Annotated in this window: 30 protein-coding genes; 16 read left to right on the forward strand and 14 right to left on the reverse strand. The window is 65.0% G+C overall.

Going from position 1 to position 26,347, the window contains the following annotated elements; translation table 11 throughout:
- Window positions 1–7 precede the first annotated feature (7 nt).
- Window positions 8–1,339: a DEAD/DEAH box helicase gene (locus VF716_RS01800; RefSeq protein ID WP_125459818.1), complete on the reverse strand. Its 1,332-nt coding sequence runs from the start codon at window positions 1,337–1,339 to the stop codon at window positions 8–10.
- Window positions 1,340–1,487: 148 nt separating this feature from the next.
- Between VF716_RS01800 and VF716_RS01805 the strand changes: the two genes are divergently transcribed.
- On the forward strand, window positions 1,488–1,919 hold the full coding sequence (locus tag VF716_RS01805) for an anti-virulence regulator CigR family protein (RefSeq protein ID WP_125459819.1): 432 nt from the start codon (window positions 1,488–1,490) through the stop codon (window positions 1,917–1,919).
- Window positions 1,920–1,949: 30 nt separating this feature from the next.
- Here VF716_RS01805 and VF716_RS01810 read toward each other — a convergent pair whose 3' ends face one another.
- A complete protein-coding gene (locus tag VF716_RS01810) occupies window positions 1,950–2,270 on the reverse strand; it encodes a hypothetical protein (RefSeq protein ID WP_014597137.1) in 321 nt (106 codons plus the stop codon).
- Window positions 2,271–2,331: 61 nt separating this feature from the next.
- On the opposite strand from VF716_RS01810, the gene VF716_RS01815 reads away from it, so the two are divergent.
- The 3 genes from VF716_RS01815 (at window position 2,332) to VF716_RS01825 (ending at window position 4,342) form a co-directional block, all read left to right on the forward strand.
- Window positions 2,332–3,240, forward strand: a complete 909-nt coding sequence (locus VF716_RS01815; protein ID WP_125459820.1) for a LysR family transcriptional regulator — start codon at window positions 2,332–2,334, stop codon at window positions 3,238–3,240.
- A 27-nt stretch (window positions 3,241–3,267) separates the two neighbouring features.
- The gene (locus tag VF716_RS01820) at window positions 3,268–3,822 is read left to right on the forward strand and encodes a peptidylprolyl isomerase (RefSeq protein ID WP_440551473.1); all 555 of its coding nucleotides are present in this window, start codon (window positions 3,268–3,270) and stop codon (window positions 3,820–3,822) included.
- A 97-nt stretch (window positions 3,823–3,919) separates the two neighbouring features.
- Window positions 3,920–4,342, forward strand: a complete 423-nt coding sequence (locus tag VF716_RS01825; RefSeq protein WP_014597140.1) for a DUF6306 domain-containing protein — start codon at window positions 3,920–3,922, stop codon at window positions 4,340–4,342.
- Between the two features lie 9 nt (window positions 4,343–4,351).
- Here VF716_RS01825 and VF716_RS01830 read toward each other — a convergent pair whose 3' ends face one another.
- The 3 genes from VF716_RS01830 to tcdA form a co-directional block, all read right to left on the reverse strand.
- Entirely contained in the window at window positions 4,352–5,482 is a 1,131-nt protein-coding gene (locus VF716_RS01830; protein ID WP_348834689.1) for a GNAT family N-acetyltransferase, read from the reverse strand.
- An 85-nt stretch (window positions 5,483–5,567) separates the two neighbouring features.
- Complete coding sequence (locus VF716_RS01835; RefSeq protein WP_020307132.1) at window positions 5,568–6,872, reverse strand: OprO/OprP family phosphate-selective porin; 1,305 nt, start codon at window positions 6,870–6,872, stop codon at window positions 5,568–5,570.
- Window positions 6,873–7,040: 168 nt separating this feature from the next.
- Complete coding sequence (tcdA, locus tag VF716_RS01840) at window positions 7,041–7,850, reverse strand: tRNA cyclic N6-threonylcarbamoyladenosine(37) synthase TcdA (protein ID WP_020307131.1); 810 nt, start codon at window positions 7,848–7,850, stop codon at window positions 7,041–7,043.
- Window positions 7,851–7,978: 128 nt separating this feature from the next.
- Between tcdA and dapE the strand changes: the two genes are divergently transcribed.
- The 3 genes from dapE to VF716_RS01855 are packed head-to-tail and all read left to right on the forward strand — an operon-like array spanning window position 7,979 to window position 10,358.
- The gene (gene dapE / locus VF716_RS01845) at window positions 7,979–9,127 is read left to right on the forward strand and encodes a succinyl-diaminopimelate desuccinylase (protein ID WP_020307130.1); all 1,149 of its coding nucleotides are present in this window, start codon (window positions 7,979–7,981) and stop codon (window positions 9,125–9,127) included.
- Window positions 9,121–9,927, forward strand: coding sequence for a putative RNA methyltransferase (locus tag VF716_RS01850; RefSeq protein WP_020307129.1), 807 nt, complete (start codon window positions 9,121–9,123; stop codon window positions 9,925–9,927). Before dapE ends, VF716_RS01850 begins: the two co-directional genes overlap by 7 nt.
- A 59-nt stretch (window positions 9,928–9,986) precedes the next feature.
- Complete coding sequence (locus tag VF716_RS01855) at window positions 9,987–10,358, forward strand: hypothetical protein (protein WP_020307128.1); 372 nt, start codon at window positions 9,987–9,989, stop codon at window positions 10,356–10,358.
- A 128-nt stretch (window positions 10,359–10,486) separates the two neighbouring features.
- Here VF716_RS01855 and VF716_RS01860 read toward each other — a convergent pair whose 3' ends face one another.
- From VF716_RS01860 to VF716_RS01875, 4 genes are all read right to left on the reverse strand, one after another.
- Window positions 10,487–10,696, reverse strand: coding sequence for a cold-shock protein (locus VF716_RS01860; protein ID WP_014597146.1), 210 nt, complete (start codon window positions 10,694–10,696; stop codon window positions 10,487–10,489).
- Window positions 10,697–10,896: 200 nt separating this feature from the next.
- Window positions 10,897–12,732: a GldG family protein gene (locus tag VF716_RS01865; protein ID WP_020307126.1), complete on the reverse strand. Its 1,836-nt coding sequence runs from the start codon at window positions 12,730–12,732 to the stop codon at window positions 10,897–10,899.
- Window positions 12,733–12,741: 9 nt separating this feature from the next.
- The gene (locus VF716_RS01870; RefSeq protein WP_013983311.1) at window positions 12,742–13,473 is read right to left on the reverse strand and encodes an ABC transporter permease subunit; all 732 of its coding nucleotides are present in this window, start codon (window positions 13,471–13,473) and stop codon (window positions 12,742–12,744) included.
- Window positions 13,470–14,393 carry an ABC transporter ATP-binding protein gene (locus tag VF716_RS01875; protein ID WP_013983312.1) on the reverse strand — a complete coding sequence of 308 codons (924 nt, stop codon included), beginning with the start codon at window positions 14,391–14,393 and terminating at the stop codon, window positions 13,470–13,472. Before VF716_RS01875 ends, VF716_RS01870 begins: the two co-directional genes overlap by 4 nt.
- Window positions 14,394–14,696: 303 nt before the next feature.
- On the opposite strand from VF716_RS01875, the gene VF716_RS01880 reads away from it, so the two are divergent.
- The 7 genes from VF716_RS01880 to plsB all read left to right on the forward strand — a co-directional run bounded on the left by VF716_RS01880 (window position 14,697) and on the right by plsB (window position 20,829).
- Window positions 14,697–15,122 (forward strand): GNAT family N-acetyltransferase, encoded by a 426-nt coding sequence (locus tag VF716_RS01880; RefSeq protein ID WP_125459821.1) that lies wholly within the window; start codon window positions 14,697–14,699, stop codon window positions 15,120–15,122.
- A gap of 76 nt (window positions 15,123–15,198) precedes the next feature.
- Window positions 15,199–15,768 (forward strand): GNAT family N-acetyltransferase, encoded by a 570-nt coding sequence (locus VF716_RS01885; protein ID WP_095460448.1) that lies wholly within the window; start codon window positions 15,199–15,201, stop codon window positions 15,766–15,768.
- Between the two features lie 54 nt (window positions 15,769–15,822).
- On the forward strand, window positions 15,823–16,593 hold the full coding sequence (gene blaOXA, locus VF716_RS01890) for a class D beta-lactamase (RefSeq protein WP_419185007.1): 771 nt from the start codon (window positions 15,823–15,825) through the stop codon (window positions 16,591–16,593).
- Between the two features lie 67 nt (window positions 16,594–16,660).
- Complete coding sequence (locus tag VF716_RS01895; RefSeq protein ID WP_440551482.1) at window positions 16,661–17,365, forward strand: class I SAM-dependent methyltransferase; 705 nt, start codon at window positions 16,661–16,663, stop codon at window positions 17,363–17,365.
- Complete coding sequence (locus VF716_RS01900) at window positions 17,331–17,699, forward strand: hypothetical protein (protein ID WP_045158789.1); 369 nt, start codon at window positions 17,331–17,333, stop codon at window positions 17,697–17,699. Before VF716_RS01895 ends, VF716_RS01900 begins: the two co-directional genes overlap by 35 nt.
- Window positions 17,700–17,771: 72 nt before the next feature.
- Window positions 17,772–18,185: an ester cyclase gene (locus VF716_RS01905; RefSeq protein ID WP_011913809.1), complete on the forward strand. Its 414-nt coding sequence runs from the start codon at window positions 17,772–17,774 to the stop codon at window positions 18,183–18,185.
- Window positions 18,186–18,330: 145 nt separating this feature from the next.
- The gene (plsB, locus tag VF716_RS01910; RefSeq protein ID WP_020307122.1) at window positions 18,331–20,829 is read left to right on the forward strand and encodes a glycerol-3-phosphate 1-O-acyltransferase PlsB; all 2,499 of its coding nucleotides are present in this window, start codon (window positions 18,331–18,333) and stop codon (window positions 20,827–20,829) included.
- On the opposite strand, the gene VF716_RS01915 is transcribed toward plsB, so the two are convergent.
- Window positions 20,790–21,251 (reverse strand): N-acetyltransferase, encoded by a 462-nt coding sequence (locus tag VF716_RS01915; protein WP_020307120.1) that lies wholly within the window; start codon window positions 21,249–21,251, stop codon window positions 20,790–20,792. The genes plsB and VF716_RS01915 overlap by 40 nt on opposite strands.
- Window positions 21,252–21,396: 145 nt before the next feature.
- Here VF716_RS01915 and VF716_RS01920 point away from each other — a divergent pair, with 145 nt between their 5' ends.
- On the forward strand, window positions 21,397–22,068 hold the full coding sequence (locus VF716_RS01920) for a DUF4197 domain-containing protein (protein WP_017245808.1): 672 nt from the start codon (window positions 21,397–21,399) through the stop codon (window positions 22,066–22,068).
- 107 nt (window positions 22,069–22,175) lie between these two features.
- Here the strand turns inward: VF716_RS01920 and dsbG are convergent, their stop codons facing one another.
- The 4 genes from dsbG to VF716_RS01940 are packed head-to-tail and all read right to left on the reverse strand — an operon-like array spanning window position 22,176 to window position 25,858.
- A complete protein-coding gene (gene dsbG, locus VF716_RS01925) occupies window positions 22,176–22,943 on the reverse strand; it encodes a thiol:disulfide interchange protein DsbG (protein WP_020307119.1) in 768 nt (255 codons plus the stop codon).
- The gene (locus VF716_RS01930) at window positions 22,940–23,755 is read right to left on the reverse strand and encodes a TlpA family protein disulfide reductase (protein WP_014597155.1); all 816 of its coding nucleotides are present in this window, start codon (window positions 23,753–23,755) and stop codon (window positions 22,940–22,942) included. Before VF716_RS01930 ends, dsbG begins: the two co-directional genes overlap by 4 nt.
- Before the next feature lie 58 nt (window positions 23,756–23,813).
- Window positions 23,814–25,178 carry a heavy metal sensor histidine kinase gene (locus VF716_RS01935; RefSeq protein WP_125850124.1) on the reverse strand — a complete coding sequence of 455 codons (1,365 nt, stop codon included), beginning with the start codon at window positions 25,176–25,178 and terminating at the stop codon, window positions 23,814–23,816.
- Window positions 25,175–25,858: a heavy metal response regulator transcription factor gene (locus tag VF716_RS01940; RefSeq protein ID WP_013983327.1), complete on the reverse strand. Its 684-nt coding sequence runs from the start codon at window positions 25,856–25,858 to the stop codon at window positions 25,175–25,177. The genes VF716_RS01935 and VF716_RS01940 overlap by 4 nt, the downstream gene beginning before the upstream one ends.
- Window positions 25,859–26,067: 209 nt before the next feature.
- Here VF716_RS01940 and VF716_RS01945 point away from each other — a divergent pair, with 209 nt between their 5' ends.
- A complete protein-coding gene (locus VF716_RS01945) occupies window positions 26,068–26,331 on the forward strand; it encodes a heavy-metal-associated domain-containing protein (RefSeq protein ID WP_045158783.1) in 264 nt (87 codons plus the stop codon).
- Window positions 26,332–26,347 lie beyond the last annotated feature (16 nt).

Genomic DNA, 26,347 nt, shown 5'->3' on the forward strand with positions numbered 1-26,347 from the left:
CCGAGGGTCACTCGGCTGCGGGCTTCTTGCGCTTGAGCGGCGCCATGCCGTCCTGGCTGACCACGGGTGATGGCGCCTCCCGCTTGGCACCGTTCGGGCGCTTGCCGGCAGGCTTGGACTTCTTTTCCACGCCTTTCTTCTTGTCGACCTTTTTCTTCTTGCTGCCAGCGGCCTTGCCTGAGGCCTTGAGGTTCTTCGGACCCTGATAAGTGCCTTTCAGCCCCTTGATCACCCGTTTCTCGAAGCGTTGTTTGAGGTAGCGCTCGATGCTGGACATCAGGTTCCAGTCGTTGTGGCAGATCAGCGAGATCGCCAGCCCTTCGGCGCCGGCGCGCCCGGTACGGCCGATGCGGTGCACGTACTCGTCACCCGAACGCGGCATGTCGAAGTTGATCACCAGGTCCATGCCTTCGATATCGAGGCCACGGGCCGCCACATCGGTGGCCACCAGCACCTTCACGCCGCCCTGCTTGAGCCGCTCGATGGCCAGTTTGCGCTCCTTCTGGTCCTTCTCCCCGTGCAGCACGAAGACCTTGATGTCGCTGGCCACCAGGTGCCCGTACAGGCGGTCGGCCTGGGCGCGGGTATTGGTGAAGATGACCGCCTTCTGGTAGCTCTCGTTGGCCAGCAGCCAGTGCACCAGCTTTTCCTTATGTGCCACATCGTCGGCGGTGATGATCTGCTGCCGGGTCGCCTCGTTCAGCTCGCTGACGCGGTTGAGCTGAAGGTGCAGCGGATCATTCAGCACCTTGGCGACCATCTCGCGCAGCCCGGCGCCCCCACTGGTGGCAGAGAACAGCAGCGTCTGCTGACGCTTTTCGCATTCGCCTACCAGACGCTGCATGTCTTCGGCAAAACCCATGTCGAGCATGCGATCAGCCTCGTCGATCACCAGAACCTCGACATCCTTGAGGATCAGGTTGCCCGCGTTCAGATGCTCGATCAGCCGGCCCGGCGTGCCGATCAGCACGTCCGGCACCTTGCGCAGCATCGCGGCCTGGACCTTGAAGTCCTCACCACCGGTAATCAGGCCGGACTTGATGAATGTGAACTGCGAGAAGCGCTCGACTTCCTTGAGGGTCTGCTGGGCCAGTTCGCGGGTCGGCAACAGGATCAGCGCGCGCACGTCGACCCGCGGCTGGGCATCGCCGATCAGACGGTTGAGCATCGGCAGCACGAACGCAGCCGTCTTGCCACTGCCGGTCTGGGCCGTTACACGCAGATCGCGCCCTTCCAGCGCCGGCGGAATCGCCGCCACCTGCACCGGGGTCGGCTCGACGAATTTGAGTTCGGCGACGGCCTTGAGCAGGCGTTCGTGCAGGGCGAATTGGTCAAACAAGGGAGCTACCTCGGAGGTCGAAAAGAACGATGGCATAGGTTACCCGGTCTGCCCGGCAAAGGCGCGTTCTGTAACAGCCGGCATGTTTTCTCTGGCAAACACAGGCTAAGCTGACAAAGCGAAGCGGCTTAATGCCCAGGAGGTTCGCATGAACTCGATGAAGCGGATCGCGCTGCTGGCCGGCGCGCTTTCACTGGCACTCTCCACGGTGACGGCGGCGCAGCCGAACAACGATCACCCCGGCAACAGTAAGTACAAGGCTCAGCGCGGCCAGGGGCAGGCGCCGGCGCAGCAATATCATCACCAGCGGCCGTCCGTGGATATCGGCGCGGTTCGCATCACGCTGCGCAACCACCGCGAGCTGCTCATGCCGCCATCGTCCCTGCCCCCTGGCATCCAGAAGAACCTGGCGCGCGGCAAACCACTACCGCCGGGCATCGCCAAGAACCTGGACAATCGCCTGCTCGGCCATCTGCCACGCTACGAAGGCTATGAATGGAAGCAGCTGGGGCGTGACGTGATCCTGGTGGCCATCGCCACGGGCATCGTTTACGAAATCCTGGAGAACGTACTGGATTGATCCCGTACGGCTGGCGCCGTGGCGGCCGAGCTACTTCGGTTCGCAGGTCAGTTTGATGCGCAACCGGATCACGTCGCGCTTGAACTTCGACGTCAGCGCCTTGCGCTCACCGGGTTGCAGCTCCGTGCGCCGGGTACGCGGTGCTTCTGGACCATTCCGGAACACGGCAGTGCAAACCGCCGCCATCTCCCCGTAGTTGTGCAGCAGAAGGCCGGCGAGATCGCGGTCGATGACCTGCGGCGTCACGGTGACTTCGGCGCCGTTGAGCTGCTGGTCGATGTCCACGGGATAGGAGGCGGCGCTGGCCGCAAAAGGCAGCAGGGCAAAGAGTAGGTAACCGATTGTTTTCATTTTGACTGGGCTCCTCTACAGAGTGGCCAGCCTAACAGACCTTGTTAAAGGAACCGAAGGAATGAAAGTGCCCCGTGTGACCCTCGATCAGTGGCGCACCCTGCAGGCGGTCATTGATCACGGCGGCTTCGCCCAGGCGGCCGAAGCGCTGCATCGGTCGCAGTCTTCGGTCAGCTACACCGTAGCACGCATGCAGGAACAACTGGGCGTGCCGCTATTGCGCATAGACGGGCGCAAGGCAGTGCTGACCGAGGCAGGAGAAGTGCTGCTGCGCCGGTCGCGACAGCTGGTCACACAGGCCAGTCAGCTGGAAGAACTGGCGCACCACATGGAACAAGGCTGGGAAGCCGAGGTGCGCCTGGTTGTCGATGCCGCCTACCCCAGCACCAAGCTGATACAGGCCCTCACCGAATTCATGCCGAAGAGCCGCGGCTGCCGGGTGCGCCTGCGCGAGGAAGTGCTCTCCGGGGTCGAGGAAGTGCTCAAGGACGGCACCGCGGACCTCGCCATCAGCGGCCTGGACATCACCGGCTATCTGGGCAGCGAGCTCAGTACCGTGGAGTTCGTCGCCGTGGCACACGCCAACCATGCCCTTCACCAGCTCGGACGCAAGCTCAGCGTGCAGGACCTGCAGAGCCAGATGCAGATCGTGGTGCGCGATACCGGCCTGCGCCAACCCCGTGATGCCGGTTGGCTCGGTGCCGAACAGCGCTGGACGGTGGGCAGCCTGGCGACGTCGGTGGCCTTCGTCAGCAGCGGTCTGGGCTTCGCCTGGCTGCCGCGGCATCTGATCGGGCGCGAGCTGGCTGAAGGCATACTCAAGCCGCTGCCACTGGTCCAAGGCAGTATTCGCCGGCCGCTGTTCTATCTCTACACTAACCACGACAAACCGCTCGGGCCGGCTACCCGGATTCTCATCGAGCTGATCAAGACGTACGATGCCGGACAGGCCAACTCGCTGGCCGGCTGACAGCTTCCCCAACATCAGGAAACCATCATGTTGAAACGCATCGCCCTCGCCGCCTGTTCCGTACTGCTGGCCGGCAACCTGCTCGCTGCCGAAAACCCTCGCGTGCTGCTGACCACCAGCCTGGGTGAAATCGAACTGGAACTCGAGGCGGAAAAGGCACCGATCAGCGTCGAGAACTTCATCGCCTACGTCGATAGCGATTTCTACGACGGCACCGTGTTTCACCGCGTCATCCCAGGCTTCATGATCCAGGGTGGCGGCTTCGGCGAAGGGCTGAACCAGAAACCCACCAAGGCGCCGATCAAGAACGAGGCCGACAACGGCCTGCACAACGTTCGCGGCACCGTCGCCATGGCCCGTACGCAGAACGTCAACTCGGCAACCAGCCAGTTCTTCATCAACCACCGCGACAACGACTTCCTCGACCACGGCAGCCGCGATTTCGGCTACGCGGTGTTCGGCAAGGTGGTGCGCGGCATGGAGGTCGTCGACCAGATCGCCCAGGTCCCTACCGGCAACCGCGCCATGATGCAGAACGTGCCACTGACTCCGGTGAAGATTATCACCGCGAAGAAGCTCTGATCCCCGAAGGGCCGGTTCACCGGCCCTTCGCATTTACGGCGGCGCGTACCCCGCTGCCGCCATCGTGCGAAACCCTCAACCGACAGGAGAGCGCGATATGACTACCCCGCAAAGCCCGCTGAACACACCGGAAGGCGAAGCCCAGCTGCTGCAGGACCTGCTCAGCGCCGAACGCGCGGGCGCCAAGGTTGCCGGCGAATCGCTGCAACAGGCCACCGACCCGGAACAGCGGCAGCTACTGGAGCAGATTCGCCAGGGCGAGATCGAGAGCTGCAAACTGTTGCTCAACTGCCTGCAGCATCTGGGCGTGGAGCCCAACAAGGACACCGGCGCCTTCTACGGCAAGGCGATGGCCATCGAGTCGCTGGACGACCGTCTGCCGTTCGTCGACAAGGGGCAGCAATGGGTGATCCGCAAGCTGCGCGAGTACCTGCCGGGTTGCCAGGACCCCCTGCTGCGCAGCGAATTGCAGCGCATGCTGGATATCCACGAGGAAAACAGCGCCGCATCCCACGCCTGACGCAAGTGGCTAGCTGCCGGCCTGCCGGTACGGCAGCGCCTGCCGCGCCGCCTCGGCATAGGCCAGCACACCGACGCGCTCCTGCTGCAGAAAATCCATCACCGCGGCGCGCAAACCGGGGTGCTGCAGATAATGCCAGGAGCGCGTAATCACCGGCTCGAAGCCCCGAATCAGCTTGTGCTCGCCCTGCGCGCCGGCATCGAAGCGCTGCAGGCCGTCCGCGATGGCCTGGTCGATGCCCTGGTAAAAACAGGTCTCGAAGTGCAGACGGTCAAACTCCGCCAGGCAGCCCCAGTAACGGCCGTATAGCCCTCTGTCGTCACGCAGGCTGAAAGCCATCGCCACCGGGCGAGTACTCTGCTGCGCCAACACCACCCGAATCGCCTGCGGCATGCGCTCGGCCAGCAGGCTGAAAAACGCGCGCGAAAGGTACGGCACCTGCCCACGCACCTGATAGGTGTTGGCATAGCACGCGTAGACGAAATCCCATTCCGCCTCGCTGAGCTGATGGCCTTCGCGCCAGTCGAAGACGATGCCCTGCCCCGCCACCTGCTCGCGTTCCTTGCGCAGCTGCTTGCGCTTGCGTGAGGTCAGCGCATCGAGAAAGTCCTGAAAGTCACGATAGCCGCGGTTGTGCCAGTGAAACTGACAACCGATGCGCTCCAGCCAACCCTCCCGGCCAGCCATCAGCCGATCGGCCTTCGACTCGGTGAAGTTCACATGGATGCCGGATATCTGCTGAGCGTCCAGTTGCTCGGTGAGCCCATCGAACAGCGTTGCCGCCGCCTCGACATCGCCGAGCAGGCGCTGGCCCGCGACCGGAGTGAACGGTACGGCGCACAGCAGCTTGGGGTAGTAGCGGATGCCGGCGCGCTGGCAGGCGTCCGCCCAGGCCCAGTCGAACACGTACTCACCGTAGGAATGGCTCTTGCGATACAGCGGCAATGCGGCCCGCAGCCCACCCTGCGGATCGCGCAGCAGGCGATGGGCAGGCTGCCAGCCACTGCGCCCTCCGACACTGCCGCTGTCCTCGAGCGCACTGAGAAACGCGTGACACAGAAAGGGTTGCGAATCGGCCAGCAGGGCGTCCCATTCGGTGGGATCGAGTTCGGCGAGGCGGTGCAGGGTCTGGATAGGCATGGATCGCAGTCTGGCCTGTCGCGCAGACGAAAAAAAGCCCCGCCAAGGCGGGGCTCAAATGGAGCATCACGGATGAGAGTGATGTTTAGAACACGTACTGGGCACGCAGGCTGATGGCATCGCCGTCGTCGTCGCCGTTGGCGTTGACCACGTCATCCACACTGGTCTTCAGGTAGTTGGCCGAGAGCTTGACCGACTCGTTGGCGTACCAGTTGAGACCGATGGTGTGAGTCTTCGCACCTGCTTCTGCGCTATCCAGGGCACCGACATAACCGCTCGGTGCAACACCGGTTTCATCGACGGTGATGTCGTCGAAGCGGTAGAAAACTTCCCAGGCACCGATCCGCTTGTTCTCCGGCTTGATCTTGTCGAACTTGCCGCCATCGAGCTTGTAGGAGCGCGACTCACCGGTGAGGGTGTACGCCAGCTGGACGTTGTAGCCGGTGGCTTCGAGGTCTTCGAAACCTTCCATGGCGTCGACGGTACGGGTCAGGTATTCGCCCTGCACCGAGAACGGGCCGATCATGTAGGCCGCCTCCAGGCCCCAGGCCTGATCGGTGCCGTCGGTGCGAGTGCCGCCGAAGGTGGCGCGGTTGCCGTTGGCACTGTCTTCGGTGGTGCCACGCACGGACAGGCGCGGACGAATGCGTTCCAGGTAACCTTCTTCCAGGTCACGCTGACCGAAGCTCGCGCCCAAGTGCAGCACCTGGTCCTTCTCGACGATCGGGGCGATCACGCCACGCAGCACGAAGCTGGTGTTGTTGGCGCCATCTTTATCTTCCAGTATGTCGGCACCGGGGTTGTCGGCGTCGGCGTCGGCGTCCTGACGGTAAGCACCGGCTTCACCGTGGAACATGCCGACGGTGGTACGCACGCGGATGCCTTCGCCGTCTTCGTGGCTGTTCAACCAGGGCGCCAGGTCATAGATCGCAGAGCGCTCGATGGCGGTGATCCACTTCGAGCTGACCGCCTCCTCCAGGCCGAATGTCGGAATGATACGGCCAATCGAAACCTGGACCGGCTCCCAGCCGTTGTAGTGGATGGCCAGCTCTTGCCAATCGCTGGAATCGTTGCCAAAGTTGCGGTGGAAGGTGTAGCCCCAATCGGTGAAGGCAACACCGGAAATCTCCAGACGCGCACGACGGAAATAGGTCTCGTCTGCGCGCTCGCCGTTCTGGGTGTAGAAACCATCGAAGCTGTCGGCATCGGCCTGCAGACGGCCATTGATCTTGAACGAGAACTCCTTGTCGGTGGTTCCGACCTCCAGGCCGCCCTTGGTCTTGATAACGAGATCGGCGCCGTCGGTGGTGACGGTACCGGCGAAAGCCTGGGCGGAAACGGCCAGAGCCAGGGCGCTGGCAGCGAAACCGGCGAAGTGCTTACGGATCATCCAAAATTCCCCTTTATGTTTAGCGTCGGAAACACACGAGATGGGCTCTTTGTGTTGGGGGCAATCTTGGCGACGGCGTATGTCAGCCAAATGGCTGATATGTAAAGCTTTTGTGACAGCGGAACTTTCCGGGGAGCCGCATCGCAGAGCGGCTGCGGCACGTTTTCATCAGCTGCGGGCGTTGCGCTCGCTAGGCCGCCGGGCTCCGGCGACCAGTTTGTCGACCGCCTTCGCGGCGGCGACCATGCCGAAGGTGGCGGTGACCATGGTCACCGCGCCGAAGCCACCGGCGCAGTCGAGCTTGACGCCCTCGCCGACGAAGCTCTTGCTCTGGCACACGCCGCCATCGGGCTTCGGGTAGCGCAGCTGTTCGGTGGAGAACACGCAGGGCACGCTGTAGGTGCGCCCCGGCGTGCGCGAGAAGTTGTATTCGCGACGCAGCAGCGAACGCACCTTGGCCGCCAGCGGATCGTTGAAGGTCTTGTTCAGATCGGCGACCTGAATCTGTGTCGGGTCCACCTGCCCACCGGCGCCACCGGTCGCGATGATCTGGATCTTGCGGCGCTTGCACCAGGCAATCAGCGCCGCCTTGGCCGGCACGCTGTCGATGCAGTCGATGACGCAGTCGATGTCTTCGGTGATGTACTCGGCCATGGTTTCGCGGGTGACGAAGTCGGGCACCGCATGAATCCGGCACGCCGGGTTGATGGAACGGATGCGCGCGGCCATCTCGTCCACCTTCGGCTTGCCCACCGCACCCTCCAGTGCATGGATCTGCCGGTTGGTATTGGTGATGCACACATCGTCCAGGTCGAACAGGCTGATCTCACCGACGCCGCTGCGTGCCAGCGCCTCGGCCGCCCAGGAGCCTACACCGCCGATGCCGACCACCGCCACATGGGCAGCCGCCAGCCGCTCCAGACCGAGCCGGCCATACAGACGGGCAATGCCGCCGAAACGCTGTTCATCGATAGACATGCCGACTCCCCGGAGAAAAACCTGGCGATTATAAGACCTCGCCGCGTGCCGACCACTGCATCCGGCCGTCACCGCAGCCCCGGCTTTGCTTTAATATGGCGCCCTTTCCCCGCCGTACCGGAGCTGTGATGACCGCCCCCGCCCTCTCCCCGACCCTCGAACTGGCCTGCGAGCTGATCAACCGCCCCTCCGTGACGCCGCTGGACGAAGGCTGCCAGCAGCTGATGAGCCAGCGCCTGGCGGCTTGCGGCTTCGCCATCGAGCCGATGCACATCGAGGACGTGGAGAACTTCTGGGCCATTCGCGGCAACGAAGGCCCGGTGCTGTGCTTCGCCGGCCATACCGACGTGGTCCCCACCGGCCCGCTGCAGGCTTGGCAGAACCCGCCGTTCAGTGCGCGCATCGACGAGCTGGGCATGCTCCACGGCCGCGGCGCGGCAGACATGAAAGGCAGCCTGGCCGCCATGGTCGTGGCAGTGGAACGCTTCACCGCCGACCATCCGGACCACAAGGGACAGATCGCCTTCCTGATCACCAGCGATGAAGAAGGCCCGGCGCACCATGGCACCAAGGCGGTGGTCGAGCGCCTGCGCGAGCGCGGCCAGCGCCTGGACTGGTGCATCGTCGGCGAACCCTCGAGCACCAGCCTGGTGGGCGACGTGGTGAAGAACGGCCGCCGCGGCTCGCTGGGCGGCACGCTCACCGTGCGCGGCCAGCAGGGCCATGTGGCCTATCCGCATCTGGCGCGCAACCCGATTCATCTAGCCGCGCCGGCACTGGCCGAACTGGCCGCCGAACACTGGGACGATGGCAATGCGTTCTTCCCGCCGACCAGCTTCCAGATCTCCAACCTGAACGCCGGCACCGGCGCCACCAACGTCATCCCCGGCACGCTGGAAGCGGTATTCAACTTCCGCTTCTCCACCGAGTCGACCGTCGAAGGCTTGCAGCAACGCACCGCGGCGATCCTCGACAAGCACGGCCTGGACTGGAGCGTCGACTGGGCGCTATCGGGCCTGCCCTTCCTCACCGAGCCGGGCGCGCTGCTCGACGGCGTGGCCAAGGCGATCCGCAGCGTCACCGGCCGCGAGACCACACCATCCACCAGCGGCGGCACCTCGGACGGGCGCTTCATCGCCACCCTGGGTACCCAGGTGGTCGAGCTGGGACCGGTCAATGCGACGATTCATCAGGTCGACGAGCACATCCTCGCCAGCGACCTCGATCTGCTGACCGAAATCTACTACCAGACCCTGGTGAACCTGCTCGCATGCTGATCTGCCCGATCTGCCAGGCGCCGCTCAGCGCGGTGGAAAACGGCGTGGCCTGCCCGACCAACCACCGTTTCGACCGCGCGCGCCAGGGCTACCTGAACCTGCTCCCCGTGCAGCACAAGAACAGCCGCGATCCGGGCGACAACCAGGCGATGGTCGAGGCGCGCCGGCGCTTTCTCGATGGCGGTCACTATGCGCCGCTGGCCCGACGCCTCGCCGAGCTGGCCGCCGAGCGCGCGCCGCAACGCTGGCTGGACATCGGCTGTGGCGAGGGCTACTACACCGCCCAACTGGCCGCCGCGCTGCCTGATGCAGAGGGCTATGCACTGGACATCTCCCGCGAGGCGATCAAGCGCGCCTGCAAGCGTGCGCCGCAACTCGAGTGGCTGGTGGCGAGCATGGCCCGCGTGCCGCTGGCCGAGGCCAGCTGCGACCTGCTGGCCAGCGTGTTCAGTCCGCTGGACTGGCAGGAAGCGCGACGCCTGCTCTCGCCCGGCGGCGGACTGCTGCGCATGGGGCCGACCCGCGAGCACCTGTGGGAGCTGCGCGCGCGGCTCTACGACGAGGTACGCGACTACGACGACGAGAAGCACCTGTCGCTCATTCCGGACGGCATGCGCCTGACCCACAGCGAAACCCTCAGCTATGAACTGCAGCTGGACAACGCCCAGGCCCGCGCCGATCTCCTGGCGATGACCCCGCACGGCTGGCGCGCCAGCGCCGAGCGGCGCGCCGCCGTCATCGACACGCCGCTGGCGGTGCGGGTTGCGATACGCTACGACTGGATCGAACGAATTTCCTAAGGCAAATGCCTCGATAGCATGCGAGGCAGGCCAAGGCACAACACAGAAGGCAGTCGCCCATGCGTCAACCCGATATCGAGATCTACCTCAGGGATGCCAGCCAGGAAGCCGTCGGCGAGTGGCTGACCGAGGCCATCGGCCCCTGCTCCGCCTGGCAGCAGAAAGGCCAGACCTTCAAGTGCAACGCCGCCGGGATTCCAGTGACCTGGCTGCCCAAGGCGGTCGGCAAATGGCACTGCCTGCTCTTGGAAAGCGATGCCACGCCCTGGGCCGATGACCTGGCCTGTGCCCGGGCGGCACATCAGGCGCTGGGTGTGGAAATCCGTTGCGCGCCGGGCGGCTGGCAGGAAGAGGAAGCCGAGGAAGAGGCCGACCGCTGGATACGCGTCAGTGGCGATGGCGAGGAAGAGATCGTTTGGCGCACGGGTTGATTGCACCTGGGTCGTGAAACACCCACCAGGAACCAGCAGATTGGCCCTTGGTGGCCTGCAGCGGAGCGTCGCCAGCTCAAAAAACAAAGCCCGTCATCAGGACGGGCTTCGTTCTTCTGCGACCGGAGTCAGAGGCCGGCGACGTCCTCGGCCTGCAGGCCTTTCTGGCCCTGGATCACCGAGAATTCCACCTGCTGCCCCTCGGCCAGCGAGCGATGGCCGTCGCCACGAATGGCGCGGTAATGCACGAACACGTCGGCGCCATTACCCCGCTGAATGAATCCATAGCCTTTTGCATCGTTGAACCACTTGACGGTCCCGGTTTCGCGCTCAGCCATTACCACTTCTCCAACTCGCTTTTTGTTATTCCTCGGAAGAGGGTTTCCACAGCCTGACCCTCGTGCATTCGTCAGCTTGCGAATGCGACTCGAAAGCAGCCGTCGCCGGAGTATAAGCCAAGGATTTCTGCTGTCAGCCCCTTTTCCGCCTCGCGTCGTCTGCCCTGCACGGCGGCCATGGCTGCCGTGCAGGGCCAGCATCAGGCGCTACGGCGGCGCCGCCACAGCCACAGCGCGAGCACGCCCAGCGTCAGTACCAGCGGTACCAGGGCGATATTGGCGAACTTCAGCGTACGTCCCAGCGCCTCGATATCGGCGTTGAGCTGGTAGCGTACCTCGCGCAGCTCTTTGCGGATGCGCACCTTTTCCTGGAGGAACTGGCGCAACGCCTGCTCCTGCTCGCCGGAGAGCTCCAATGCCTGTTCGGGGTCCGGGCTCTGCAGCTCGGCCAGCTTCTGCTCGGTATCGGCCAGGCGCTGTTGCAGCACCTCCTCCTTCTCGCGGAAGCGGTTCTCGGCCTGACGCTGCAGCGCTTCGACCACCACGAACGGCCGGGTGAAGCGCCCGCGCGAGCGCACGCTGATCAGCGCGTCGGTGCCGGAGAGGTTGTCCAGCGCATTGATCACGAAGGCGCCGTTGTCGGCCCAGGGCTGGGGCACGCGCTGACCGAAAAAGTCCTGCACCTGCACCCACATGCGGTCAGCCAGCATGTCGGTATCAGCCACCGCGATGACGTTGATGTTCTGGCTCTCCTGGATGCCCTTCTCGCGCCCTTCGATACCATTGGGGAATGCCGTCTTGGCCGGGCCCTGAATGCGCGCTGCCAGGGTATAGCGCTCGCCGGTGGGCTCGAAGCCGAGCAGCAGGGTCTCCGGGTTATCCAGTGTGGCGAAGCGTTCGGCATCCACCGGCATGGCGTATTCGGAGCTGCGCATCAGCGGGGTGAAACGCGTGGTCGCCCCTTCCAGCGGCTCGAGAATGCCGGCACTGCCAAGCGTGATGTTCTCCAGCGCGGCGATGCTCACGTCATCCTGGTCCAGCGCGGCGCGCGGCAGGCTCAGCCAACCGGCATGCCGAACCGGCCGGCGCTCGGCGCCCATGCCCACCGACATGCCGTAAGCGGCATCGGCCAGCGCCTTCTTCGGCAGCATGCGCACGCCCCAGGCCTTGAACAGCGGTTCCAGGTCAGAGACACGCTCCTCGCCGAACTCGCCCGGGCCGATGCCCATGCCCGGATCGATCTCGCTATGCGGATCGAGGAACACCAGGAGCTTGCCACCGCGCAGCACGAACTGGTCGATGGCGAACAGCGTCTGCTCGGGCAGATCCTTCGGATGGATCAGCAGCAGCACCGATACATTGGTGGGGATCAGATCGACATCGCGCTGCAGGCTCTCGATATGGAACAGCTGGCGGACTTCCTCCAGCACCATCCACGGCGGCGTCGCCTGCTGCGTGCGCATGTCGAAGCCCCCGGTCAGCTGCAGGCCGGAAAGCACACCCACCACCGGCAGCTCGGCAGTCGCCAGGCTCTGAACCAGGCGGCTGACCTCGTACTCGAGAAACTCCTCCTGATCCAGCGGGAAGAACGGGATGATCTGCGTATTGCCCTCGGCATTGGTGCCGGCCAGCCCGAAGTAGACCTTGTCACCGCCCTGGTTGAGCGGTACCGCCTGCAGGCCGAACTCGGCGGCGCGGTCTTCTTCCTCGGAGAACGGCTGCGGATCAATCACGTGCAGCTTGAGCTTGCCGCCAGAGGCGCGCTGATAGGCACGCAGCATCTCCTCGACCCGACGCGCGTAGTTGCGCAGCGCGACCAGGTCCTTGGCGGTCTCGTCCGAATAGAAGAAATGCAGCTCGATGGGTGACTGCAGCCCCTCGAGGATGCGCTCGGTACCTTCGGAAATGGTGTAGAGCTTCTGCTCGGTCAGGTCCAGCCGGGCATTGGTCAGCAGCGTGCCGGTCAGCCCGTTGAACAGCAGGAATGCCAGCGCGATCAGCAGCAGCCCGGCACCGGAATAGATGACTCGTTTCATGGTGACTCCTCAGGCGGCTTTCTTCAGGTCGACGACCACGGCGGTGGCCGCCAGCCAGGCGACGATCAACGTGACGAAATACAGCAGGTCACGCAGGTCGATCACGCCCTTGCTGATGGAGTCGAAACGGATCAGGAAGCTCAGCGAAGCCACCGCGTCGATCAGCCACTGCGGCGCCCAGGCGAGGGCGTCGAGCACCATCGGCAGACCGCTGACGATGAACAGGAAGCACACCGCCACCGAGAGGATGAAGGCGATCACCTGGTTTTTCGCCAGCGCCGACATGCACGAGCCGATGGCCAGGAAGGCGCCGGCCAGCAGCCAGCTGCCGAGATAGCCGGCGACGATCACGCCATTGTCCGGCTCACCCAGGTAATTGACTGTGATGACCATCGGGAACGTCAGCAGCAGCGCGATCCCGGCAAAAACCCAGGCGGCGAGGAACTTGCCGGCGACCGCCTCGAAGCGGGTGATCGGCAGCGTCATCAGCAGCTCGATGGAACCGGACTTGCGCTCCTCAGCCCACAAGCGCATGGCGATAGCGGGTACCAGGAACAGGTAGAGCCAGGTATGAAAGCTGAAGAAGGGCGTCAGGTCCGCCTGGCCGCGCTCGTAGAAACCGCCCAGGTAGAAGGTGAATACCCCGGAGAGCACCAGGAAGATCACGATGAACACATAGGCGAGCGGCGTGGCGAAATAGCTGCCCAGCTCGCGCTTGAAGATGACCGGCAACTGGCTCATAGCGCTTCCCCTCGCGTCAGGTTACGGAACACCTCATCCAGCCGGCCGCGCTCCACGTCCAGCTCGGTGACGGCCCAGCCCTGCTGGGCGATCAGCGCGTTGACCTGCGGGAAGATCACGTGCCCGGGCTGCGCCAGTACGGTCAGGCTGTGCTCGCGCTCGTTTCGCTCGACACCGGCGACACCCGGCAAGGCCGCCAGGGCGACTTCGTCCAGCGGCGCATCACTGACCAGCGTGACCGCCTGGTGATGCTTCGAGCGGCTTTCCAGCTCCAGCGGCGTGCCATCGGCCACCAGCCGGCCATTGGCGATCACCACCGCGCGGGTGCAGACCGCACTCACCTCTTCGAGAATATGGGTGGAAATGATGACGATCTTGTCCTGCGCCAGCCCCTGGATCAGCTGGCGCACCTGATGCTTCTGGTTCGGATCGAGCCCGTCGGTGGGCTCGTCGAGGATCAGCACGTCAGGGTCGTGCAGGATCGCCTGGGCCAGACCGACACGCCGCTTGAAGCCCTTGGACAGCGTCTCGATGCTCTGCCCCAGCACCTTCTGCAATTCCACCTGGGCGACAGCTGCATCGACCCGCTGACGCTTGTCCGCACCGCGAAAACCACGCACTTCGGCGATGAACTCGAGAAAGCCACGCACCGTCATGTCGCCATAGCAAGGTGCGCCTTCGGGCAGATAGCCGATCAGCCGCTGGGCCTGGAGGGTCTGGGTGCGGATGTCGTGACCGAGGATGCGGGCAGTGCCGGATGTCGGCGCGAGAAAGCCGGTCAGCATCTTCATCGTGGTGGACTTGCCGGCCCCATTGGGGCCGAGGAACCCCAGCACCTCTCCGCGCTGGACCTGGAACGACAGGTCGTCGACCGCGGTGTGCTGGGCAAAACGCTTGGTCAGGTTGCTTATTTCGATCATGGGCTCTCACCAGTGCGCACAAGGCCTGGCGTGCCGCCGCGCGACCCGAGCCAGGCCCTGCAAAAATGCCGGCGGAACTATAAGAACAGCTACTGGACGAATGCAACCACGCGGCTTGGCGGCAACGTTTGCCGGACGTTGCCGCCAAGCCTCCAAGCGATGCAATGGACCCCGCACAGCGCTTGAAGTACGTTCTCGAATCCATGGAAAGCGGCGATCGATCTGCCTGATCACGCCGCCTCTCAAGGTGGTTACCGACACATGTCCCTACGCTTCGGAGAAATTCCTGCCTCACTGGCGCCAATGGAGCTGTTGCTGCTCGCCGATCCTTCGCCGAGCAAGGTGCGCTCGTATCTGGCGGACTCGACGTGCTTCGCCGCATCGCTCGACGGAACGGTCGTCGGCATCGGTGTCGTGCGGCCGATCGGCGAAGGCGCGCATGAGCTGATGAATATCGCGGTACGACCCACCCGGCAGAAAGCGGGCTACGGCACAGCACTGCTGGAATGGATCATCGAGCACTACCGCAGGCTCGGCGCCGGCCGGCTCGAAGTGGGCACGGGGTCGTTCGGCTATCAACTGGCGTTCTATCAACGCCAGGGCTTTCGCGTAACGCGAATAGAACGAGACTTCTTCGTCGACCACTACCCCGAGCCGATCATCGAGGTCGGGATCCGCCACCTGGACATGCTGCGCCTAACGCTCAGCTATTCAGGTGATTCCGGTTAGCCGCGGCCAAGTCGCCGCCCTTGCTGCAAACGGAGCTGCGAGCAACAGCCTCCTCCTTTGATCCGAGAGCACTGCAATGCCGAACCCGATCGAGTTCGAAACCGAACGCCTGTTCATGCGGCAATGGCGCCCGAGCGACCGGGCGCCCTTTGCCGAACTGAACGCAGACCCGCGGGTCATGGAGTATTTCCCTGCCCCGCTCGAGCGCGACGAGAGCGATGCGCTGGCTGATCGCTGCCAGGCGCTGATCGAGCAGCGAGGATGGGGCTTCTGGGCCGTGGAGCTGAAGGGATCCGCCGAGTTCATCGGCTTCCTCGGCCTGCATATACCGATCGCCGAGCTGCCCTTTTCGCCCTGCGTGGAGATCGGCTGGCGCCTGGCCTTCCAGCACTGGCACAGAGGTTTGGCAACGGAGGCCGCGCGCGGTGCGCTCGAGGTGGGCTTCGACAGGCTGGATTTGGCGGAAATCGTCTCTTTCACCACGCTCGGCAATCAGCGTTCGCGCGCGGTCATGCAACGAATCGGCATGCGCGAGGCGAGCCGCTTCGAGCATCCGAGCATACCCATCGGTCATCCACTTCGCGCACACTGCCTGTACCGTCTTTCGCAGGTGGACTATCGGGCGCAGCGGATTGCAGGCGACTGAGCCCCGTCCGAACACGCTCCCACCTACAACCTGGTCCTGGTCATGCCCGTCCTGTTGCTCTCCCTGTTACTGCTCGCTGCTCCCGGCTTCGCCCATGCGGAGGACGGGGCAATTGCCCGTCTGTTCGAACGCGCGGGGGTCGAGGGGACACTGGTCATCGAGTCCGTCGCCACGGGCCAGCGCTTCGTCCACAACGATGAACGCGCCGGCACGGCTTTTCCCGCAGCGTCCACGTTCAAGGTGCTGAACACTCTGATCGCACTGGAGGAAGGCGCCATCGCCGGGGCGGACGAGATCATCCCCTGGGACGGCACCCGTTACGAGATAGAGGACTGGAACCGCGACCAGACCTTGAAGAGCGCATTCAGGGTCAGCTGCGTCTGGTGCTACCAGAGGCTGGCCCGACGAGTTGGCGCGGCGGCCTATCTGCGCCACATCCGCCAGGCGCATTACGGGCAGCTGCACGAACCTGTCAACGTCACCGAGTTCTGGCTCGATGGCTCGCTGCGCGTCAGCGCCGAACAACAGGTGGGTCTGCTGCGCCAGGTGGTCGCGCGCAGCCTGCCGTACCGGGCGAGGAGCTACGACACCCTCAGGACCATCATGCGCGTCGACAGCACGCCGGCTTATAGCCTGTATGCCAAGACCGGTTGGGCGGCTCGCGACAATCCTGGCATCGGCTGGTACATCGGCTATGTTGAAGCCGGCGCCGACACCTGGCTGTTCGCGCTGAATCTGGACACCCGCGATGCGACCGATCTGCCCCTGCGCCAGCGGATCGCGCTGGATGCGCTGCGGGCGAAGGGCATACTCCCGGCCCAGTGATTCTTCCAATGGTCCGCCGCAGCAACCCGGCGACGCCGCGTTCCACACCACACCAAACGGAGCCGCCATGCGCAGCGACGAGATCAAAGCGGTATTCGATCAACAGGCCGCCAGCTACGACGAGCGCTGGGCCAGAACCGCGCCCATTCGCAACGCCCTGCATTTTCTTCTGGAGGCGGTGTTCGCACCGCTGCCGGCCGAGGCGCGGGTACTGTGCATCGGCGCCGGCACCGGCGAGGAAATTCTGCACCTGGCCCAGTGCCGACCCGGTTGGACCTTCACCGCGGTGGAGCCATCGGGCGCGATGCTGCACGTCCTTCGCGACAAGGCAACACGAGCCGGAATCGAACAGCGCTGCCAGTTCCATGAGGGCTACCTGGAGACACTGCCTGAGCAGGCCCCCTTCGACGCGGCAACCTCCCTGCTGGTATCCCAGTTCATTCTCGAGCGCGACGTACGCATCGGCTTCTTTCGTGACATAGCCGCCCGACTCGGCCCGGGAGCGCTATTGGCCAGCTCTGACCTGGCAGCGGAAGTCACCACGCCAGCGTATGCGGCGCTGCTGGAAACCTGGCTGAACATGATGACCCTCGCCGGCATTCCCGCGGCAGGTCTTGAGCAGATGCGTGCCGCCTATGACCGTGACGTGGCGATACGGCCCCCGGAGCAGGTCGCGTCCATCATCGAGGCCGGCGGCTTTGCCTGCCCCGTGCCGTTTTACCAGGCCGGGCTGATCCATGCGTGGTACGCGCGGCGAGCCGATGCGCCCTAGCGCCCGGCCGGTCGTGCAGGCGCTGCTGATCGCCTCTATCGCCGGCGCTTTCATCTGGGCATTGTCGCCCTGGGCCAGTGGTCAGGCCGAACCCTGGGACGGCGACGGCCTGTACTACAGTGGTGCGCTGTTTACAGCAGGCGTGCTGGCCGGCTTCATCGTGCCGCGACCACGCTGGGCACTGTACCTGGGGGTCGTCGTCGGCCAGGTGCTGTACCTGCTCCTGTTCCTGCCCCTCAGCCCGCTGCTCGCCGTGGGCTTCGCGTTTCTGCTGCTCTGGTCGCTGCTGTTTGCGGCCGGGGCCTGTGCCGGCGCTCGCCTTCGTGCCCGTTGACGCGCCGGAGTGGCTCATCCGGGCAAAGCACGTGTCGAACGGGACACCGGAATCCCGCAACGGAGGCTTTCAATGACCCCGCCAGAACTGGCCAGCATTTACCGCGCCTATATCGCCTGCCTCAATGCCCGGGACTGGCCCGAGCTCGGACGTTTCGTGCATGACCAGGTCCGGCATAACGGCAACCGTATCGGCCTGGCCGGCTATCGACAGATGCTGGAAAATGATTACGCCACCATTCCCGACCTGCATTTCGAGATCGAACTGCTGGTCAGCGAGCCACCGCATGTCGCGAGCCGGCTGCGCTTCAACTGCTCGCCGGCGGGCCGTTTTCTCGACCTGGACATCGACGGGCGGAAGGTCTCGTTCGCCGAGAACGTCTTCTATGAATTCAGGGACCGGAAGATCGTCGAAGTCCATTCGGTGATCGACAAGCCCGCCATCGAGGCTCAACTGTCGGCACGAGGGCAACCGCACGGGCGTTGACCGATTTCGCTCGAGTTCTGCCGGCAGCCATACACCGGTGTGGATCAGGCACTGACAGGGCAGCGCAGGTTTTGCCCGGCCACCTCGCTTGGGGCACACTTGCCGCCTTCGAGGGCTCCGCCCCTTCCACAGTCGAATCCGCCGTATGACCCGCTCCCCCGTTCGCCGTCTGATCTTCTCCCTGGTGCGCCGTGTGCTGTACACCTGGGTGCGCTCGGAGACCATCAACCAGTCCGCCTTCACCCTCAAGCTGGATCGCAGCAAGCCGGTGTTCTATGTACTGCAGCAACCCTCGCTGAGCGATCTCGCCGTGCTCGATGCCGAGTGCAGCAAGGCCGGACTGCCACGCCCGGTGGCCGATGTGGCGGTGGGCGAACTGGTGGAGCCGGCCGCCTTCTTCTTCCTCAATCCGGCACCCAGCTGGTTCGGCCGGCGTACCCGTCTGGTCGCACCACCGGCGCTGGTGCGGCTGGTCGGCGCGCTGGAGCACAACGCGGTAGAGAACGCGCAGATCGTTCCGGTCAGCGTGTTCTGGGGGCAGTCGCCGAATCGCGAGACCAGCGCCTGGAAGCTGCTGTTCGCCGACAGCTGGGCGGTCACCGGGCGCCTGCGCAAGCTGCTCAGCATCCTGGTGCTGGGGCGCAAGACGCGCGTGCAGTTCTCCGCGCCGATCCAGCTCAACGAACTCATCGCCCAGAACAAGGGGCACGAGCGCACACTGCGCATGGTCCATCGCATGCTGCGGGTGCACTTCCGCAACCAGAAAACCGCCGTGATCGGGCCGGACCTGTCGCACCGGCGCAATCTGGTGAAGGGCCTGGTGCACGCACCGCAGGTCCGCCAGGCGATTCGCGAGGTAGCCGAACGCGAGAAGATCCCCATCGAGAGGGCCGAGGCCAAGGCGCTGCGCTATGGCAACGAGATCGCCTCGGACTACGCCTACACGGCGGTGCGCTTTCTCGAGGTTGTGCTGTCCTGGTTCTGGAACAAGATCTACGACGGCATCCGCGTCAACCATATCGAGCCGTTGCAGGACGCCGTCCGCGGCTACGAAGTGATCTACGTGCCCTGCCACCGTAGCCACATCGATTACCTGCTGCTCTCCTACCTGCTGTTTCGCAACGGCCTGACCCCGCCGCACATCGCCGCCGGCATCAACCTCAACATGCCGGTAATCGGCAGCCTGCTGCGCCGCGGCGGCGCCTTCTTCATGCGCCGCTCGTTCAAGGGCAACCCGCTGTACACCTCGGTGTTCAACGAATACCTGCACAACCTGTTCACCCGCGGCTTCCCGGTCGAGTACTTCGTGGAAGGCGGGCGTTCGCGCACCGGCCGCATGCTGCAACCCAAGACCGGCATGCTGGCGCTGACCCTGCGCAGCTACCTGCGCTCGTCGCGCCTGCCGATCCTCTTCGTGCCGGTCTACATCGGCTACGAGCGGGTGCTGGAGGGCCGCACCTACCTCGGCGAATTGCGCGGCGCGGCGAAGAAGAAGGAGTCGATCTTCGACATCTTCAAGGTCATCGGCGCCCTCAAGCAGCGCTTTGGGCAGGTCTGGGTAAACTTCGGCGAGCCGCTCAAGCTCAACGAATTCCTCGAGCAGGAGCAACCCGGCTGGCGCCAGCAGGCCTATGCGCCGGACTATCGCCCGCAGTGGCTGAACGACGCCACCAACCACCTGGCCGAGCGCATCGCCCAGCGCCTCAACGAGGCGGCGGCCGTCAACCCGGTCAACCTGGTGGCGCTGGCGATGCTCTCCACCAGCCGTCAGGCGCTGGACCAGCAATCCCTGGCACGCATCCTCGATCTCTACCAGGCGCTGTTGCGCGCAGTGCCCTATTCGCCGCACACCACGCTGCCGGAGGGAGACGGCAACGCACTGATCGCCTACGTGAAGAGCCTCGACCTGCTCGCCGAGCAGAAGGACGCACTGGGCAACATCCTCTATCTGGACGAGCAGAACGCCGTCCTGATGACCTACTACCGCAACAACGTGATGCATATCTTCGCCCTGCCCGCACTGCTGGCGAGCTTCTTCCAGAGCAGCTCACGCATCAGCCGCGAGCAGATCCAGCGTTTCACCGAGGCGCTGTACCCCTATCTGCGTGCCGAGCTGTTCATGCGCTGGGAGGTCGAGGAGCTGGAAGCGGTGGTCGATCAGTGGCTGGCGGCCTTCGTCGAGCACGGGCTGCTCAAGGTGGACGGCAACCACTACGTGCGCCCGGCGCCAAGTTCGCGGCAGTTCGTCCTGCTCACCCTGCTGGCGCGAGTGGTGATGCAGACCCTGCAGCGCTTCTACATGGCCACCTCGCTGCTGCTCAACAGCGGCCAGCACAGCCTGAGCGCCGAGGAGCTGGAGAATCTCTGCACGGTCATGGCCCAACGCCTGTCGATACTCCACGGGCTCAACGCGCCCGAGTTCTTCGACAAGACGCTGTTCCGCCACTTCATTCAGAGCATGCAGGAACAGGGTGTGGTCAGCACGGATGCCAACGGCCGCCTGGGCTACCACGAAAAGCTCGAGGAGCTGGCCGAGGGTGCCGCCAAGCGCGTGCTGCCGGCGGAGATTCGGCTGTCGATCCGGCAGGTCGCACTGGAGCGCCATCACGACGACAGCGAGGCGACGCCGCCGCCCGACGCCTGACGCTGCCAGGTCATCAGGCGTTCCGGGTGGCCGGTGTGTGCGTCCAGTTGCTCGCCTGCGACCTGGAAACCGTGACGACGATAGAAGGCGATGCTGGCGTTGTTGGCGGCGTAGACGGTCAGGCTCAGCTGCTCGCGCAGGCGCTTGGCGTGCTCGAGCAGGGCCGAGCCGATGCCTGCGCCCTGCTCCGCTGGTGCCACGAAGATCGCCGCCAGGATGTCATCGAGCAGCGACACGAAGCCGACCAGCGTGCCATCCCGCTCGTAGACCCAGGTCTGCGCAGCGGGCAGATAGAGGTTGCGCATGTCATCCAGCCGCGCCTCCCAGAAACTGCGCGCGACGAAGTCATGGGCCCGGCTGGATGCCTCGAGCCAGATGCTCAGCAGCGTTTCCAGGTCATCGGGGCGGTAGGGGCGGATCATGTGAAACGTCTCCAGAACTGCGGGGGCACGACGGTAGCGCATCGTCGCCTGGATGTCGCGCCGCCGGGAATACACTAGCATCAACGTCAGTGTCCACCGGCGCTCTAACGCCAGACACGCCCCATCTGCCAGCAAGGTAACCACCATGTATCGCATCACCACTCTCGTCGCCGGCCTGGCCCTCTCCGCCAGTGCCTTCGCCCTGTCGCTCGCCGACCTGACCCAGCGCGATGCCAGCGCCGGCCTCAAGGATGCTCTCAGTCAGGGCGCCAAGGTCGCGGTGCAGCAGCTCGGACGCCCGGGCGGCTTCAGCAGCGACCCGAACGTGCGCATCGAGCTGCCGGGCAACATCGGCAAGGCCTCGCGGATGCTGAAGATGGTCGGCATGGGGGCCCAGGTCGAGCAGCTGGAAAACAGCATGAACCTGGCCGCCGAGAAGGCCGTGCCGCAGGCTCAGCAATTGCTGCTCGATGCCGTGCGCAAGATGACCGTCCAGGACGCCAAGGCGATTCTCGCCGGCGGTGACGATTCGGCTACCCAGTACCTGAACAAGTCCAGCCGCGAACAGATCCGCGCCAGGTTCCTGCCCATCGTCAAGCAGGCCACCGACCAGGTCGGCCTGGCGCAGCAGTACAACGCGGTGGCGGCCAAGGTTCCGGCGGGCCTGAACGGCAACTACGCCAATATCGAAAGCTACGTGACCGAACAGGCGCTGAACGGCCTGTTCACGGTGATCGCCGAGCAGGAAGCGAGCATTCGCAAGAACCCGGCCGCGGCAGCCACCAGCCTGGCGAAGAAGGTCTTCGGCGCACTCTGATGCACGGGCGCGCGTCAGCGCAGCTGGCGGCGGGCCGGAGCGGAGCGGAACGCCCCCGCCGGGGGGCGCGGGAATCGTTGAGAGCGGTTTCAGGCCAGGGACTGGCGTCAGCGCGGCCCCAGGATGGTTTCCAGCGCCTCGGGGCGTGGCGCGCCCTGATGCTGCTGCAGCCGATCGTTGTCGTCGAGATAGAAGATCGCCGGCGTGGCCTGGGCGCCCAGTTCACTCATCAGCATCAGGTTGTCGGTGAGCTGTTTTTCCAGCGCTGCCGGGATCTGCTCCAGCGCCTTGAGTTTGCTCGCCTTGCCGGCCGCCTCGTGCGCGTTGAGCGCCGCCTGGGGATCCTTGGCGCTGAGCAACGCAGCGGACTTGCCGGCGCTGTCGGCGCGCAGCATGCCGACCATGATGTGACGCAGCTGTACCTTGCCCGCCTCCACCCAGGGCCGCGCCTGCTTCCAGAACATGTTGCAGTACGGGCAGTTCGGGTCGCTGAAAAGATAGACGATACGTGGCGCGTCGCCCCTGCCATCGGCGATCCAGCTGCTGCCCGCCATGCGCGCCCACATCTCCTTGCCCAGCGGTTCGTACACCAGTTTTTCCAGCTGTCCGCGGGTCAGGTCCTCGCCCTTGGCGTCGAGCAGGCTGCCGATCAGCACGTGCTCGCCATCCGGCGTGAGGTACAGCGCCATGCCCTGCCCGTTGTAGCGCGCCGCGAACCCCTCCAGACCACCCGGCGCATCGAAGCGGCCGACGATCTCGGCGCCGCGCGCTTCGACGGCCTTGATCGCCGCTGGCAGCTCGTCGGCCTGAACGGCGGGAAATGCAAGCAGGCTGATGCCGGCCAGCAGGCAGGATATTGGCTTGGTTCGAATCACTGCGTAGATGCCTCTTTCAGAGTTTCCAGCGCACGCGCCAGGCTGGCGTGCGAGAGTTCGCCGAGATGGCTGCCGACCTGGCGCCCCTCGGCGTTGTAGAACAGTGTGGTGGGCAGCGCCGTGGAGCCGACGTGCTGACCGAGCCGGCCGCCGCTGTCGAGCAGCACGTTGTCCAGTTCCAGCCCGGCCTGCTCCATGAAACGATTGATTTCGCCCTCCCCCTCGCCCTGGTTGACGAACAGGAACAGGGTATCGCTTTCCCGCGCCTGGGCCTCGGCCAGCACCGGCATTTCACGCCGGCACGGCGGGCACCAGGTTGCCCAGAGGTTGATCACCAGTGGTTGGCCGGCGTAGTCCTCCAGCGCAACCGGCCGTCCCTGACTGTCGCGCAGGGCCATTTCCGGCAGGCGGGTGCCCTGCTCGAAGGAATACCAGGCCAGGTTGCCGAAGCCCCAGCTCAGCACGCCGACCGTCAGCGCGATGCCCAACGGCCTGCGCAGTCCGCTGTCACGCCAGCCCCACCAGATGCCCAGCGCCAGCGCAGCGACCAGCCCTGGCCAGGCAATGAAGCCGCCGTCGCGGATATCGATGACGCTCAGCCAGTCGTCGCGGTAGTACGCCCAATAGGTGGCGACGAAGGCCAACCGGGCCACCAGCACGGCGACCAGCAGGAGGCGAAACAGCTGCCGCTCGGGATTACGACCGCTGCGCCGGCCGACCCGCCAGCCGACCAGACTGGCCAGCAGCAGGCTGCCGAGCAGGATCACATGGGGCATGGCCAGGGTCAGCGGGCCGATATTCAGTGTCAGCATCTACTCTCCGTTGGTTGATTCGTGTCGGTCTGGGCCGCTCGGAACATCAGGCGCGACATCAGACGGGAAACTGCAGACAGAAGGTTGTCCACCCTTGTTCCGAACGGCAGCTGATGTCGCCACGGTGTGCCTGGATGATGGAACGGGTGATCGCCAGCCCCAGCCCGGCGTTACTCGGGCTGCCTTCACGACGTGCCGGGTCGACCCGGTAGAAGCGGTCGAACAGCCGCTCCAGGTGCTCGGGCGCGATGGTCACCCCCGGATTGGTCACCGCCAGCGTCACGCATTCAGCGCGGCGCTCGATGGTGACCCTGACCAGCTCGCCGTCCGGCGTGTAGCGCAGCGCATTGGACAGCAGGTTGGACAGCGCGCGGCGCAGCATTGCCAGGTCGCCGTGGATGGTACCGGCACCGGTCAGCTCGAAGCGCACGCCGCGCTCGTCCGCCGGCAGCTGGTAATAGTCGAGCAGTTGCGTACAGAGCTGCTCCAGCGCCACCGGCTTGGCATCGGGGACGATCAGGCCGTTGTCGGCCTTGGCCAGGAACAGCATGTCGTCGATCATCCGCGACATGCGCTGCAGTTCCTCAAGGTTGGAATGCAGATTGTCCTGGTACTGCTCCAGCGAACGCCCGCGCGTCAACGCCACCTCGGTGTGGGTCATCAGGTTGCTCAGTGGCGTGCGCAGCTCGTGGGCGATGTCGGCCGAGAAGTTCGACAGTCGCACGAAGGCGTCTTCCAGACGCGCCAGCATCGCGTTGAAGGCCTGTACCAGCTGCTGCAGCTCTGCCGGCGTCGAGTCATCGGGAATGCGCTCGCGCAGCGACTTGGCCGAGACCGAGGCCGCCACCTGGGTGACCTCGCGCAGCGGCCGCAGCCCGCTGCGCACCAGGAGCCAGCCGAGCAGCCCGCTGAGCAGTGCGCACAGCACCAGCGCCGCCCAGAGCCAGCCGCTGAAGGTATGGAAGAAGGCCTTGTGCGCGGTCACATCGAGCATGACCAGCAGCGTCAGGCGCCGCCCTCCCACCTCGACATGCCCCGCTTCGCCCCGCCAGACGCGGCCCTCCAGGGTCAGTTCACCCTCGTTCTCGCCGATCAGCATGAGCAGCGACGGCTCCGCCGCCTGCTGCTCCGGTCGGGGGAAGAGCTGCGTGCCGGCCTCGTCGAAAACGAAGCCGCGCATCTCGCTATGGCCATCCAACAGCACTTGCAGCTGCGGCCGCACGCGCTCGAAGTGCTCCAGGTCGTCCAGGCCGGTCAGCAGACGTCGGCTCGCCTCGAGTTTCTCGTGCAGCGTGTGGCGGTCCAGCTCATCGAAGTGATGCTCGCTGAGCTGGCCGAAGAAATAGCCGGCCGCCGCCAGCACGCCGGTGACCGCAAGCATGAACATCAGGCTCAGCCGCGCGGTGAGCGACAGCCGGATCATGGCGCGTCCGGCTCGTCGAGCATGTAGCCCATGCCGCGCGCGGTATGGATCAGCTTGGGTTCGAAGCCGTCGTCGATCTTCGCCCGTAGCCGGCGGATCGCCACCTCGATGACGTTGGTGTCGCTGTCGAAGTTCATGTCCCACACCTGCGAGGCGATCAGCGATTTGGGCAGCACCTCGCCGCGCCGGCGCAACAGCAGCTCCAGCAGGGCGAACTCCTTGGCGGTCAGGTCGATGCGCTGACCGGCGCGCGTGGCGCGACGCTTGAGCAGGTCGACCTGCAGGTCGGCCACCTGCAGCTGAGTCTGCAGCGCCGTCGCATTGCCGCGCCGCAGCAGGGTGCGTACCCGCGCCAGCAGCTCGGAAAAGGCGAACGGCTTGACCAGGTAGTCATCCGCTCCCAGCTCCAACCCCTTGACCCGGTCCTCGACACGATCCCGCGCGGTGAGGAACAGCACCGGCACCTCGTTGCCCGAGGCACGCACCAGTCGCAGCACTTCCCAGCCGTCCAGACCCGGCATCATCACATCAAGGATCAGCAGGTCGTAGGGCACGCTCAACACGTGCTGCAGCGCATCGGTGCCGCTGGTGACGCGGTCGACGGTGAAGCCGGCCTCGCTCAGCCCCTGCTGCAGGTAGGTGCCGGTTTTCGGCTCGTCTTCGGCGACCAGCAGTTTCATGCGGATATTCCATCGGTGGTGGACGGTGCAAGTGTGGCAGCGCCGCACACCGCTGCGCCACGAAGCTGACAGAAAAGTAATCTTGCGCTCAGCCTCCCGTCAGGCCGCTCGCGTTAGCGTGAGGCCCAGCACATCAGGCTTGACCTTGCCATGGCGTCAAGGTCGAGCATCGCGCCAGCTCCCTGGAACTGGCAAGCGAGGAACCACCCATGAACAGTATTCGACTCAAGGTCACCGGCATGAGCTGCGGTGGCTGCGTCAGGCATGTCACCGCGGCGCTGCAGGCGCTGGAGGGTGTCGAACGCGTCGAAGTGGACCTGGCCGGCGGCCTGGTTCGGATCGACGGCAGCGCCGATGACGCAAACCTGATCGCAGCGCTCGCCGAAGCCGGATACCCCGCCGAAACCCTGGACCGTCGCAGCGCCTCGGCCGCACGCACCGGTGGATGTAGCGGCGGTTGCTGCTGCAGCTGAACTCAGATCTGGAGAA

The sequence above is a fragment of the Stutzerimonas sp. Brlt_14 genome (assembly GCF_051948915.1).
GTDB classification, from domain to species: Bacteria; Pseudomonadota; Gammaproteobacteria; order Pseudomonadales; family Pseudomonadaceae; genus Stutzerimonas; species Stutzerimonas stutzeri.